This window comes from Trinickia camelliae (assembly GCF_053525655.1).
Genome location: NZ_JBCHAA010000006.1, coordinates 1 through 12939, shown reverse-complemented (window position 1 = coordinate 12939; position 12939 = coordinate 1). Strand labels below are relative to the sequence as shown.

At 63.4% G+C, this 12939-nt stretch carries 12 protein-coding genes; 3 read left to right on the top strand and 9 right to left on the bottom strand.

All coding sequences use genetic code 11. The annotated features are described in order from the left end of the window. Window positions 1–4: 4 nt before the first annotated feature. From AAHK20_RS11935 to AAHK20_RS11925, 3 genes are all read right to left on the bottom strand, one after another. Window positions 5–1129: a phosphotransferase gene (locus AAHK20_RS11935; protein WP_449181666.1), complete on the bottom strand. Its 1125-nt coding sequence runs from the start codon at window positions 1127–1129 to the stop codon at window positions 5–7. Between the two features lie 86 nt (window positions 1130–1215). Beyond that, window positions 1216–2004 carry an oxepin-CoA hydrolase, alternative type gene (locus tag AAHK20_RS11930; protein WP_449181665.1) on the bottom strand — a complete coding sequence of 263 codons (789 nt, stop codon included), beginning with the start codon at window positions 2002–2004 and terminating at the stop codon, window positions 1216–1218. A 40-nt stretch (window positions 2005–2044) separates the two neighbouring features. Then, window positions 2045–3589 carry a 3-hydroxyacyl-CoA dehydrogenase gene (locus tag AAHK20_RS11925; protein WP_449181664.1) on the bottom strand — a complete coding sequence of 515 codons (1545 nt, stop codon included), beginning with the start codon at window positions 3587–3589 and terminating at the stop codon, window positions 2045–2047. Between the two features lie 129 nt (window positions 3590–3718). Between AAHK20_RS11925 and AAHK20_RS11920 the strand changes: the two genes are divergently transcribed. Next, window positions 3719–4366: a glutathione S-transferase family protein gene (locus AAHK20_RS11920; protein WP_449181663.1), complete on the top strand. Its 648-nt coding sequence runs from the start codon at window positions 3719–3721 to the stop codon at window positions 4364–4366. A gap of 62 nt (window positions 4367–4428) precedes the next feature. On the opposite strand, the gene AAHK20_RS11915 is transcribed toward AAHK20_RS11920, so the two are convergent. Beyond that, a complete protein-coding gene (locus AAHK20_RS11915; RefSeq protein ID WP_449181940.1) occupies window positions 4429–5601 on the bottom strand; it encodes a pyridoxal phosphate-dependent aminotransferase in 1173 nt (390 codons plus the stop codon). A 96-nt stretch (window positions 5602–5697) separates the two neighbouring features. Next, window positions 5698–6222, bottom strand: coding sequence for a putative toxin-antitoxin system toxin component, PIN family (locus tag AAHK20_RS11910; RefSeq protein ID WP_449181662.1), 525 nt, complete (start codon window positions 6220–6222; stop codon window positions 5698–5700). A 58-nt stretch (window positions 6223–6280) separates the two neighbouring features. Here AAHK20_RS11910 and yaaA point away from each other — a divergent pair, with 58 nt between their 5' ends. Continuing rightward, window positions 6281–7063 (top strand): peroxide stress protein YaaA, encoded by a 783-nt coding sequence (gene yaaA, locus AAHK20_RS11905; protein WP_449181661.1) that lies wholly within the window; start codon window positions 6281–6283, stop codon window positions 7061–7063. A 47-nt stretch (window positions 7064–7110) separates the two neighbouring features. Continuing rightward, window positions 7111–8265, top strand: coding sequence for a M14 family metallopeptidase (locus AAHK20_RS11900; protein WP_449181660.1), 1155 nt, complete (start codon window positions 7111–7113; stop codon window positions 8263–8265). Window positions 8266–8521: 256 nt separating this feature from the next. Here the strand turns inward: AAHK20_RS11900 and AAHK20_RS11895 are convergent, their stop codons facing one another. From AAHK20_RS11895 to AAHK20_RS11880, 4 genes are all read right to left on the bottom strand, one after another. Beyond that, window positions 8522–9190 carry a BspC domain-containing protein gene (locus AAHK20_RS11895; protein WP_449181659.1) on the bottom strand — a complete coding sequence of 223 codons (669 nt, stop codon included), beginning with the start codon at window positions 9188–9190 and terminating at the stop codon, window positions 8522–8524. 213 nt (window positions 9191–9403) lie between these two features. After that, window positions 9404–10078 carry an energy-coupling factor ABC transporter permease gene (locus tag AAHK20_RS11890; protein WP_449181658.1) on the bottom strand — a complete coding sequence of 225 codons (675 nt, stop codon included), beginning with the start codon at window positions 10076–10078 and terminating at the stop codon, window positions 9404–9406. A 93-nt stretch (window positions 10079–10171) separates the two neighbouring features. Then, entirely contained in the window at window positions 10172–11023 is an 852-nt protein-coding gene (locus tag AAHK20_RS11885; protein WP_449181657.1) for a response regulator transcription factor, read from the bottom strand. A 198-nt stretch (window positions 11024–11221) separates the two neighbouring features. Continuing rightward, entirely contained in the window at window positions 11222–12436 is a 1215-nt protein-coding gene (locus tag AAHK20_RS11880) for a DUF2863 family protein (protein ID WP_449181656.1), read from the bottom strand. Window positions 12437–12939: the final 503 nt, after the last annotated feature.

Sequence of the window (12939 nt, the reverse complement as noted above, 5' to 3'; positions counted from 1 at the left end):
GTGCTTAGCGCACTTTCTGCGCGTACTGCCAAGCCAGTTCGGCCATTGGCCGGGCGCGGCGGCCGGCGTCGGCCGCTTGTGCGCTCGCCGCCGTGCCCTCGACGACGCGCTTCATGATCCCTTGCAGAATCGCCGCGATGCGGAACATGTTGTAGGCGAGGTAGAAGTTCCAGTCGCCTTCGATCTTCAATCCGGTGCGTTCGCAATAGCGCTGCACGTAGTGGGCTTCGTCGGGAATGCCGAGCGCCGCCCAGTCGAGACCGGCGATGCCGCGAAACTGCGTGGGGTCGACGTGCCATGCCATGCAGTGATACGCGAAATCGGCGAGGGGATTGCCGAGTGTCGACAATTCCCAGTCGAGCACCGCAAGCACGCGCGGCTCGCTTGGATGGAAGATCAGGTTGTCGAGCCGGTAGTCGCCGTGCACGATCGAGACGCGTGTTTTTCCGTCGCGGCCTTCGTCCGCTTCGATAGGCATGTGCTGCGGCAACCACTCGATGAGCCTGTGCATCGCTTCGATCGGCTCGGTTTCCGATGCCTGGTACTGCTTGCTCCAGCGGCCGATCTGACGGGCGAAGTAGTTGCCGGGCTTGCCGTAGTCGGCGAGGCCGGCTTGCTCGACATCGACGCTATGCAATGCCGCGATCACGCGATTCATTTCGTCGTAAATCGCAGCGCGCTCGGCGCTCGACATGCCGGGCAGCGATTGATCCCACAGCACGCGGCCCTCGACGAACTCCATCACGTAGAACGCCCGGCCGATCACCGCTTCGTCGTCGCAGAGCGCGAGCATGTGTGCGACAGGGACATCGGTATTCGCGAGCGCGTGCATCACACGGAATTCGCGTTCGATCGCGTGCGCGGAAGGCAGGAGCTTCGCGGCGGGGCCCGGTTTCGCGCGCATCACATAGCTGCGCGACGGCGTGACGAGCTTGAACGTGGGGTTCGACTGGCCACCCGCGAATTGCTCGACCGTAAGCGGCCCTGCAAAACCGTCGACGTGCCCGGCGAGCCATGCTTCGAGCGCCGCGACGTCGAAACGCTGACGCTCGGACACCGCTCGAGTACCGACGAACGCAGAATAGTCCTGCGCTTGCTCCGATGCTGCTGCTGGATGGCGGGTAGCCATTGTCTCCTCCAGATCGGTTTGAGCTCGGCTTTCGTGCTGTTTGGGTGCTCAGTCGCGCTTGTATCGAAGGTATTGCGTGTAGACGCTCATTTGTAGACCGGCGCGCGTTTTTCGAGGAATGCGGTGATCCCTTCGAGCCCGTCGCGGTGATGGAGCGACGCGACGAAGCTGTCGCGCTCGGCGATCAGGTGATCGGCGAGCGACTGCGAATCGGCCGCGGCGACGAGCGATTTGATCCGCGTGGCCGCGTTCGGCGAGACGCGCCCGAGTTCGTCGGCCCAGGCGAGCGCAGTGTCGAGCACGGCGGAGGGTTTCGCGAGACGGTTGACGACGCCGAGTTCGTACAGGCGCGTGGCCGTTACCGGCTTGGCTTCGAGCAGGACTTCGGTCGCGAGCTGACGCGGCAAGGCGCGAGCGAGAAACCACGAGCCGCCGCCGTCGGGCGTGAGGCCCACGCGCGAATACGACATGACGAACTTCGCGTCGTCGGCGGCGACGATCAGGTCGCACGCGAGCGCGAGCGAGAAGCCCGCGCCGGCTGCCGCGCCGGCAACCGCGGCGATCACCGGCTTCGTCGAGGCGCGCAGCGCCGAGATCCATTCGCCGAGCAAGTCGATGCTTTGCGCCTGCACCGAGGGATCTTTCGCGCGGTTCTCGAGCAGTCGGTTCAGGTTGCCGCCCGCGCAAAAGAAGTCGTCCGCGCCGGTCAGCACGATCGCGCGGATCGACGGATCGCGCTCGGCGGTGCTGAGCGCTTCGATGCCGGCGGCGTACATATCGGGGTGCAGCGCGTTGCGCGCGCCGGGGTTCGAGAGCGTGAGGACGAGCGTCGATTCGCTCTCGGACGGGCGCGACGCAAGGAGTTCGGCGGTCATGGTGTGTCCTGGGTAGGTAACGTGTTGGTCGAGTTCGATCTTAGTTTGGAGCATCGGACGCATCGGCGCTCGTGAGCGGCAAGCCGAGCTGAGCGCGCCGCGCGAGCCACGGTGACGGCCGATAGCGCGGATCGCCGAGCACGCTCGAGATATTGCGCAGAATCGTGAGGATCGTTTTCGCGCCGAGCGCGTCGCCAAGCGCGAGCGGTCCCTTCGGATAGCCGAGGCCGAGCGTGACGGCAAGGTCGATATCGTCAGGCGACGCGATTTGCCGCTGTGCGATATCGCAGCCGATGTTGACGATCGTCGCGACGATCCGCTGCGCGACGAAGCCCGTGGAATCGCGTATCACCGTGACGGGGATGCCGTCGGCCGCGAAGAGCGCATGCGCGGCATCGCGCGCGGCGCGTGTGGTGGCGGGCGTCGTCATCAGCGTGCGGCGTTTGACGTTGGCGAGCGGGAAGAGCGTATCGATCGCGACGGTGCGGGTTGCGTCCAGTTGCTCTTCGACTGCCGCCGTCGTCGCATCGAGCCCGAACGGCGTCACGACGATCAGCGAATCGGCAGCCGGTTTCCCGCCTTCATCGAGTGCGACGCTCGCGCGTGTCATGAGCTCCAGCACCGCGTTGCGCGCTTGCCCGTGACGCGCGCTGACCCACACGCGCTGCGGCAGCGCGGTTGGCGCGCTCGGCTCGTCGGGCACTTGCTGCTTGCCGTCGACATAGCGATAGAAACCCTCGCCCGCCTTCTTGCCGATCAGCCCGCCCGCGAGCCGCGTGCCGGTGATCGGCGACGGCGTGAAGCGCGGCTCCTCATAGAACTGGTGATAGATCGACTCCATGACCGGATGCGAGACATCGAGCGCGGTCAGGTCGAGCAATTCGAACGGACCAAGGCGAAAGCCGGCCTGCTCGCGCATGATCCGGTCGATATCGACGAAGCTCGCCACGCCCTCGCTCGCGACGCGCAGCCCTTCGGTATTCATCCCGCGCCCGGCATGGTTGACGATGAAGCCGGGCATGTCCTTCGCGCGCACGGGCGTGTGTCCCATGCGGCGCGCGAGATCCATGAGCGCATTGCCGGCGGCGGGGTCGCCGCGCAGTCCGTCGATTACTTCGACGACCTTCATGAGCGGCACCGGATTGAAGAAGTGGTAGCCGACGACGCGCGATGCATCCATGCACGCGGCGGCAATCGCGGTAATCGACAGCGACGACGTATTCGACGCGAGCACGCATCGTCCGCTGACGATGGTCTCGAGTTCGCGGAAGAGCGCGCGCTTGGCATCGAGCTTTTCGACGATCGCCTCGATCACCAGATCGCAATCGGCGAGCTCGGCGAGCGACTGTGCGCCGATCACGCGCGCGAGCGCGGCGTGCGCGCCCGCTTCATCGAGTTTGCCCTTGACGGTCAGCTTGACGAAGATGTCCGCGAGGTAGTCGCGCGCGGCGGCGACGGCTTGCGGATCGGTATCGAAGAGCCGCACGGTGAGGCCGGCGAGCGCCGCGATCTGCGCGATGCCGCGTCCCATCGCGCCTGTGCCGACGACGCCGACAGTCTCGATGGCGTACTGACGAGAGCCCATAATGGTGTCTCACTCCAAGTCTGTTTTAGAATTGCACGCTCGTGCGATTCAAGAATAATGCATGGCGGAGCATGGCTGCGGCGCGCAGCGTCGAGCGGCTCCGATCATCCTGTCACATGGAGACGCCGTATGATCCAGCTGCATGGTTTCGCGCTGTCCAACTACTACAACAAGGTGAAGTTCGTTTTGCTCGAACACGGTATCGCGTTCGAGGAAGTGTTCGTGATCCCATCGCAGGACGAAGCGGTGCTCGCGCATTCGCCGCTTGGCAAGGTGCCGTTCATTCGTACGGAAGAGGGGGATCTGTGCGAATCGGAGGTCATCATCGAGTATCTCGCGCAGCGCCATCCTGACAAGCCGATTTTCCCGGCCGATCCGTTCAAGGCCGCGAAGGCGCGCGAGCTGGTGACGTTCGTCGATTTGCATCTCGAACTCGTCGCGCGAGAGCTGTACAAGGAGGCGTTTTTCGGCGGTACGGTGACCGACGTCACCAAGGCGCGCGCCGAGAAGCGCTTGGTACACGGCATGGCCGGCTTCAAGCGGCTCGCGAAGTTTTCGCCTTACCTGGCGGGCGACGAATTCACCATCGCTGATATCGCCGCGTTCGTGAGCCTGCCGCTGGTCGGCATGACGACGAACGCGATCTACGGGCGCGACTTCTTGCTCGATGCCGGCATCGATTGGAAGGAGCATGTGAAGCTGATCAACCAGCGGCCCGCCGCGCAGCGCGTGACGGACGATCGCAAAGCCTACATCGCGGCGACGAAGGCGAGCTGAGCGAACCGAGCCGTGGCGCGCATGCGAAGAACCGATGCTCTGTCGCATGATCGCGCCCTTCGTCAGAGCCGCGCGAGCCGTTCGAGCGCGGTGGCGAGCGTGCTTTCCTGCTTTGCGAAGCAAAAGCGCACGACGCCCGATTCGTGCGCCTCGTGATAGAACGCCGACACCGGAATCGCCGCGACGCCGATTTCGCTCGTGAGCCACGTCGAAAAATCCGCCTCCGTCATATCGCTCACCGCCGAGTAGTCGACGCACTGGAAGTACGTGCCGGTGCAAGGCAGGAGCTTGAAGCGCGTCTTTGCGAGGCCGTCGCGAAAGAAGTCGCGCTTCTTCTGATAGAACGCGGGTAGATCGAGATAAGGCGCCGGATCGCGCAGATAGTCGGCGAGCCCGAATTGCATCGGCGTGTTCACCGTGAACACGTTGAACTGATGGACCTTGCGGAATTCGGCCGTAAGCTGAGCAGGCGCGCAGACATAGCCGATTTTCCAGCCCGTCACGTGATAAGTCTTGCCGAAGCTCGACACGACGAAGCTGCGCTGCGCCAGCTCCGGATAGCGCGCGATGCTTTCATGCGGCGCGCCGTCATACACCATGTGCTCGTAGACCTCGTCCGACAGAATCAGCAGATTGGTGCCGCGCACGATTTCTTCGAGCTTCTGCATGTCGCCGGCGCGCCAGACCGTGCCAGTCGGATTGTGCGGCGTGTTGATCAGGATGAGCCGGGTTTTCGGCGTGATCGCAGCGGCGAGCTTGTCGAACGGAATCGCATAGTCGGGCGCTTCCAGCGTGACGAAGACCGGCTTGCCGCCGGCCAGTTCGATCGACGGCACATAGCTGTCGTAGTTCGGTTCGAAGACGATGACTTCGTCGCCGGGGTGCACGGTCGCGAGGATCGCGGTCAGCAATGCCTGCGTGGCGCCGGCCGTGACGGTGACCTCGGTATTCGCGTCGTAGCGGCGGCCGTAGAGGTTCGCGACCTTGTCCGAGATGGCCTGGCGCAACGGCGCGATGCCGGCCATCGGCGGATATTGGTTGTGCCCGTCGCGCATCGCTTTCGCGACCGCGTCGACGATGCGCGGATCGCAATCGAAATCGGGGAAGCCCTGCCCGAGATTGACCGCGCGTTTCTCGGCGGCGAGCGCGCTCATGACGGTGAAGATGGTCGTGCCGACGTTGGGCAGGCGCGAGGCGAAGGCGGGCGTCGTGGTCGTTTCGTGCGGTGCGTTCATGGTGCGGTCGGCAGGCTCAAGCAGGTTCGTGTTGGTGATCAAGGCGCTGGCGGCGGGTTTCATCGGGCTTGACGCTTGATGCGCAAAGGCGGGGCGTCAGGCCGGTTCCGGCTCCGGTGCGGTGGCCGCGCCCAGTTCGCAGGCAGCGACGAACGGCGCGGGTTGCGCAATCCGGAAGCCGAAGTCGCGCGCAATGCGCTTCGCGAGCTTCAGCACGGCGCGGTCCTTCGAAACAAGCCAATCGGCGCGCGCTGCGTGCGCGAGTTCGAGAAACTTCTGGTCGTCGCGATCCTTGCAGACGGGCAGCGGACGGGTGTTTTCGGTCGCCGCGTTCAGTTCGTCAGATGCATTCGATGCATTCGGCGCGACGAATTCAGCAAGGCGCCCGACGGCGGCCAGGGCCGCTTCCTTGTCGACACTGCGGGCGACGAACTGAGGATAGTCGAGCACGCGGGTGAGTTCGCCGAGGCATCGCCCGTCGATCAGCGCGTGCAGCGCGCCGGATTCCAGCGCCGCGCGGATCGGACGCGTATCGGGGTCGTCGAACACGAGAATGTCGATCCAGACATTCGAATCGAGGATGACGCGAGGCGCGCCAAGCGAGGCATGGGAACTAGGCATTCGTTACAATCGGGCTTTTCCGTCTTTACCGTCCGGCACGGCGTGCCGGCGAGCCTCTATGATAATTGTTTTGTCTCCGGCGAAATCGCTCGACTACGAAACGCCGCCGCACGTCAAGAAACATACGATCCCCGATTTTGCAGACGAAGCCGCCGAGCTGATCGGCGAGCTGCGCCGCTTGTCGCCGCAACAGATCGCGTCGCTGATGGACATCTCCGACGCGCTCGCCCATCTGAATTTCCAGCGTTATGCCGACTGGTCGCCGCGTTTCTCCACGGAGAATGCGAAGCAGGCCGTGCTCGCGTTCAACGGCGACGTGTATGAAGGATTCGATGCGAAGTCGCTGTCGGCCGCCGATCTCGACTACGCGCAAAACCACGTGCGCGTGCTGTCTGGCCTTTATGGCCTCCTGCGGCCGCTCGACCTGCTGCAGCCCTACCGGCTCGAAATGAAGACGCGCTTTGCGAACGGACGCGGCAAGGATCTCTACGCGTTCTGGGGCGAGCGCATCACGCACGCGCTCAATGCTCAGTTGCACAAGAACAAGGGCGCGGCGCGGGTGCTCGTCAATTGCGCATCGGAGGAGTACTTCAAGTCGGTCAAGCCGAAGCTGCTCGATGCGCCGGTCATCACGCCGGTCTTCGAGGACTGGAAGGGCGGCCGCTACAAGATCATCAGCTTTCACGCGAAGCGCGCGCGCGGCCTGATGGCGCGCTATGCGGTCGAAAACCGCGTCGATGCGCCGGAAGCGCTGAAGGACTTCGCGGCCGAAGGCTACGCGTTCGATGCCGAGGCTTCGAACGATTCCACCTATGTATTTCGCCGGCGCGTCGGCGATTGATTGACAGCCAGCTCCGCTGACGTCGCGCAAACCAACAAGGATCCCTCATGAGTCTATCGATCACGACCAATTTCGACGCCGGCGCAGTCGAAGTCCTGTCCTGCGAACAAGCGGGCGACATCCGCTTGCGCATTCGCCGCGACAGCCACGCGGATTTCGCGCAGTGGTTCTATTTCCGCCTTTCGGGCGCGCGCGGCGAGCGCTGCGTGATGACGTTCGAAAACGCGTCCGAATGCGCGTTCGCGGAAGGGTGGCGGAACTACCAGGCCGTGGCGAGCTACGACCGCGTCAACTGGTTCCGTGTGCCGACCTCATACGACGGCCGCGTGATGACGATCGACCACACGCCCGACTTCGACCGCATCTACTACGCGTACTTCGAGCCGTACAGCGAGGAGCGGCACTCGGAGTTTCTCGGCGCGGTGCAGCAGATGCCGCAAGCGAACTTGGTCGAGCTGGGGCAGACGGTCGAAGGCCGTCCGATGTCGCTGCTCGTGCTCGGCACGCCGGAGATGGACGACCAGCCTAAGAAGAAGGTTTGGATCATCGCGCGCCAGCATCCGGGCGAGACGATGGCCGAGTGGTTCGTCGAAGGACTCGTGAAGCGGCTCGCAGGGTGGGGCGATTGGGCGGGCGACCCGGTCGCGCGCAAGCTCTACGATCACGCGGTGTTCTACATCGTGCCGAACATGAATCCGGACGGCAGCGTGCGCGGCAATCTGCGCACGAATGCCGCGGGCGCCAACTTGAACCGCGAATGGATGGAGCCGGACGCGGCGCGCAGCCCCGAAGTGCTGCTCGTGCGCGATGCGATTCGGGCGACGGGCTGCGATCTCTTCTTCGATATTCATGGCGACGAGGCGTTGCCGTATGTGTTCGTCGCGGGCTCCGAGATGTTGCCGGGCTTCACCGAGGAGCAGGGCAAGCAGCAAGCCGCGTTCATCGAAGCATTCAAGCAGGCAAGCCCGGACTTCCAGGACAAGTTCGGCTACGAATCGTCGAAGTACCAGCAGGATGCGTTGAAGCTCGCGTCGAAGTACATCGGCCATGAATACGGCTGCCTGTCGCTGACGCTGGAGATGCCGTTCAAGGACAACGCGGATCTGCCTGATGAACGCGTAGGCTGGAACGGCGAGCGCAGCGCGGCACTGGGCGCGGCGATGCTGAATGCGGTGTTGCGGCACGTGCAGACGTTTGGCTGAAAGCGCAGAGCAGAGTGGCGGCGTGATGCATCGCGCTGCCGTTTGCGGAGTGCGCAAGTCGACGGTCGCAGGCGCTTGAGAGGAACGGGCGTCGGGCGAGACGAAAAACGGGGATCACGTTCAATCGTGCTCCCCGTTTTTGCTGATGTCGCGGCGTGCCTCGCTAGTGTCTATCCGCGTGGGCTGCAATTGCGATGAAACGGCTCACGCGCGGCTTAATGGAATAGACAGGGAATACACAGACCAAAGGAAACGGTCAGGATTGTTTCGCCTTAGAGGTCGTCGTCTTCTTCTTCGAACTGCTCGATTTCTTCGTCGACGATTTGCTGGCCGTGGTCTTCTTGCTTGATGTCGTTTTCGACGATACCGCCTTGCTCGATCCCTTTCCAGTCGACTTCTTCTTCGTCGAGCCTTTGCCGGTGTGCTTGCCCTTCGTAGCCTTGGAGACGGGCGCCTCCGCGCGCGGCTTTGCGGCCGGCACCGGATCGTTCCAACTGAAAGCGAGCATCTGTGTGCCGACGTAGCCGCAGCGGAACTTCAAATTGATCGGCGGTTGGCTCGAGTCATGCGGATAGCCGAGCCCTTCGACCGTCACGATGTTATCGACCTTCACCCGTTGCTTGCCTTCGTCGAACGAATCGTTCCAGGGGGTGACGGTGGCGTGCTGGCTATCGAACGAGTCGGCGGAAAACTCGACGTGGTCGATCGCGCTCGATGTGCTCGCGACGAAGTTGCCGTGCGCGGCGCAGTCGGCCACTAGCGGGTCGGCGTGCATGTCGGCGATGTACTTGTCGATCATTTCGTTGCGCTGATCGACGAGGTCGGCAAAGGCGGGGGTGGCAAGCACGAGTGAAGCGCTGGCAGTGTATGTTGCCAGCCGGCCGACGAAGAGAAAGAATCGGCGCGAAGTGTTGGAGCTATCCATCTAGTTGTGCACGTTAAGACATCAGGCACGTAAGATGCCTGACGATGCGGTGTAGTTCAACTTTAGAGCAAATATTCCGGCGGATTTCGCGACGGGATATGGGTTGATAGAGGGCGGATGCCTTGGCGATCCCGCTCCGGATTCCATCACAGATGCCGCGCCGCAATCGTATCCGCCGCCGTGCCGTAATGGCCCGGGCAGCAATGACGCGATTCAGGTGCGGGGGCCGCCGAGCCGATAGCGGCGCACATCGTACGTCGTGACCCACGTCGGTTTGTAGACCGCGATGAGCGCCGTCGACATTCCGGTAAACCACGCCTCGCCAGATGCGAGCAACAGTACGCTGAATGCGTACCCAACCGGGATCACGGCCATCGACCCGTTGGCCAGGGCGACGTGTGTGCCGATCGCAGTCGCTGATGCAACGGCCACTGCAATGGCGGGTGACACGAAGCCTTGCGCGCAGATAAAGACAAACAAATTGCGCGGCAGCCACGCGGTGGTCGCGCGCTGCAGCAACGCGGATATGCCGACCGGCATCGCTCCGTAGACAAGAAAGGTCAGTGCGACGCCTTGCCATGTCGCATCGAAGATCACCGCTGCGATGCCGCTGACGGCCGCCATCGCAATCAGCGCGAGCGCCCAATCGAACAGCGTGACCACCAAGGTCGCGCCGAGCAGATGCATGACTGGCCCGTCGTCGAGCCACGCATTGGTCGCCCATAACACGGAGACCGCCACGATGATTGCGAGCCATACGTGCTGAAGCGTGCCGTCCTGGAGACGGCGGAACGGTCTGCGCGATAACGCGAGCGCAAGCAGTCCTGCGGCGACGATCCAGGCACCGACGGCAAGCCAAAACGGTAGCGGTGTGTAGAGGAAACCCATGCATCTCATATTACTCGTTGGTGCGCAAAAGGTGTGAGCGGAATCCATGCCAGCGGCCTGTCGAAGCCGCTGGTCAACGCATCGGGCAACGCGTCAGGTTCCGTCTGATCTCTTTTTGCCGAATGGCGCAACAGGCTCCGCAGCGATCGGGAGTTCGCCGTCGTCGTTGTCGGGTAGCGGATATTTGAATCGGGCATTACGCCGCAGAGGGACGGGCCCGGCCTGACCGAGTACAGGTTTTGGAGCGCCATCGGATGGCGAGCGCAGGACTTCGAGGTGCGGCGATTGCCAATCGTTGTAGATCGCTACGGCTGCAGCTCGGTTGAGCGCGCCCAACTGCTGGAAGATGCTGGCGAGATGTATTTTGACCGTGCCCTCGCTGATCCCCAGCGTGCGCGCGATCATCTTGTTGGTGCTCCCCATGTGGACGCAGCGCATGATCTGCTCTTGGCGTGGCGAGAGCCGGCGCGCAAGACGTACGCGGCGCGGGTTGCGGCGGGCTGCATCTCGTGCTCGCGATCCGCCGCCGTGAGGCGGCTCCTGTGCCGACGGCGTGTCGAGCGTCAACACCCGATGCGACACGAAGTGGCCGCCGAGCAACACCCGCTCGAGTGCGTGGACGATCAACTGCGGTTCCATTGCTCGCGGGATGATCCCGCGAACGCCTTCGCCGAGCAGCGCCTGGACCTGGGGCATCGACGCTTCGTCGATGAGCGCTGCGATTCGCAGCGACGGGTGCTCGCTGAGGAGCGCACGTATGTCCGTCAAGCACATCGACTCCTGCCAGTCGACGACGAGAAGGTCGACGCTCGAACGCTGCAATGCGCGGCTTGCCTGGGCCCAATCCTTCGCATCATTAAAGCGCGCCTGCCGGTCGATTTGCCGCAACAGCGCCTTGAGCCCGTCGCGTCTTTCTGCTTCTGAATTGACAACCGAGAACCGCATTTTCTGCCTCCCTTGGTCAAATGAGGCGGCGCGTTATCTGGTTTGCCGGTTCGCGCCGGCTGTCTGTGATGCGCCGCCGGGCCTATGATGACAAATTACTTACATCACGTGCGCCTGACCGAAAGGCATAGGAAAAATGCAGAAAAAAGCCCTGCGCGGGCAGGGCTTGATGTCGCGGTGCGCGCATGGCGCGCAAACTCAGTGGAAGTGCGGTTGCGCGGGCTCCGCATCTTCCGGCATTTCGGCGTGCACGATTTCGCCGAGCGGATCCGCATACAGCGGCACGCCGCAGTCGTCGCAGTATTCCGGTTCGAAGCGGCCTGCGTGGCGGCGGATGTCGGTCACGCCTGCTTCCTTGAGTAGCGCGACGATTTCCTCGATCGGGCCGTCGGCGGGTTCGGCGCCTTCCGGTTCCTCGTCGATGGCCAGCTCGCCGTTTTCGCGGCCGTAAAGCGGCCAGACGACGCCATAAATCACATCGTTGCTGCCGCGCCGGGTGAAGCCGACTCGATACTCGTCGATGCGGCGCTCGCCGAAGCCTGCGACAACGGCGCGCAGGTCGTGCGGCGCCGCGCCGATCGTGTCGTATAGGTAGCGGATGGCGGTGCGGACCGTGTGCGGGCGCACGCGCTCATCGGCGTCGCGGCAGGCCGAGTAGTAGGCATCCGGCAGCAGGCATTCGAACTCGCAGCCCGGCAGCACCAGTGCGAGATTGGCGCCGCCTTGCGTGGCCCATTGCTCGAGGCATTGGCCCCGTTCGATGCGCGCTCCGCCTTCCTCCTCCTGCCACCGAAAGAGCGGAGCGCCGACCGGCGCGGCGACGACCGCAAGCAGGAAGCGCGGGTCGGCGAGAATCGGCGAGGTTTCCGGCAGATCGCCGTAATTGATCTTGGTGGCGGCCCCGCTGACGGCGGCCTGGACGAGTTGTTGCGCCACCCGATACGTTTCGACGTGATGCCGCGGCAGTTGATCGATGCTGTAGAGGAATGGCGCCAGCGCGACGCGCGTGGAATCGGCTAGGACGTGGGCCTGCAGATGCGCCCGCAGGGCCTCGACGGAATCGATCTTCAGCGGGCCGGAAGGGATCGCGTAGCGCGTCCACGCCAGCACGGGCGCCGCGATCAGGAGCGCTTCATATGGCGTGCCTTCGTGTTCGACGAGGAACGACTCGCTATGCGTTTCGGCCATGTCGGCCAGCGCGCCGTACGCATCGGGGTGGTTTTGCTGCAGGTGGTCGAGCGCGGCATCGAGCGTCGTCTGATTGCCGTTGCGGACGATTTTCGCGAGCAGCGCATCGAGCTTCGCCTCCCAGAAGCGGTCTTCGGTGCGGCTGCCCGACGCAAACAAGGCGAGCGACAGACCGACCAGCTTGTCAGCATCGGGAGGGAGGCGTTTGGCGATTCGCGAGCGCATAGTGGCTAGATGGTTGTATTCGGAGAACCTTCCATTCTAGTCTTTTCCAGCGAGCTTTAACTTTGACTGGGAGGGGGTAAGGGCCGTCAATGGCCCAGGGAGCCTGGGGGCTAGGTGCCGCTGCTGAAGTAAGCGGGGAGCATGGCTCCGGCTGAGCGTGATGAGCGTTCGTTTGCCGCCGGAGGTTGTCGGATGGCGGCTTGATCTTGGGGAGTAAAGAGCGCCTGGAGTCACATTTGAAGTGCTTGTCATAGGAATTTCAAAATACCGCTTGCCAGGTGTGCGGAGGGTGGCTAGAATCTCGGTCTTTCGCGCTTCGGAGTGAAGCGTGAGGGAAGCGAGGCAGGTGGGGCGCGAGTAGTGCGCAGCCCGATCTGGCAAGGCTTTCGGCGGGGTTGATAAGTTTGAGTGGTTAAAAAAACTTGTTGACGAGTTACGAAAGAGTCTGCATAATCTCGTTTCTCTGCTGCTGATGCAGCGACGCAAGACGGTAGCGAAGTTAG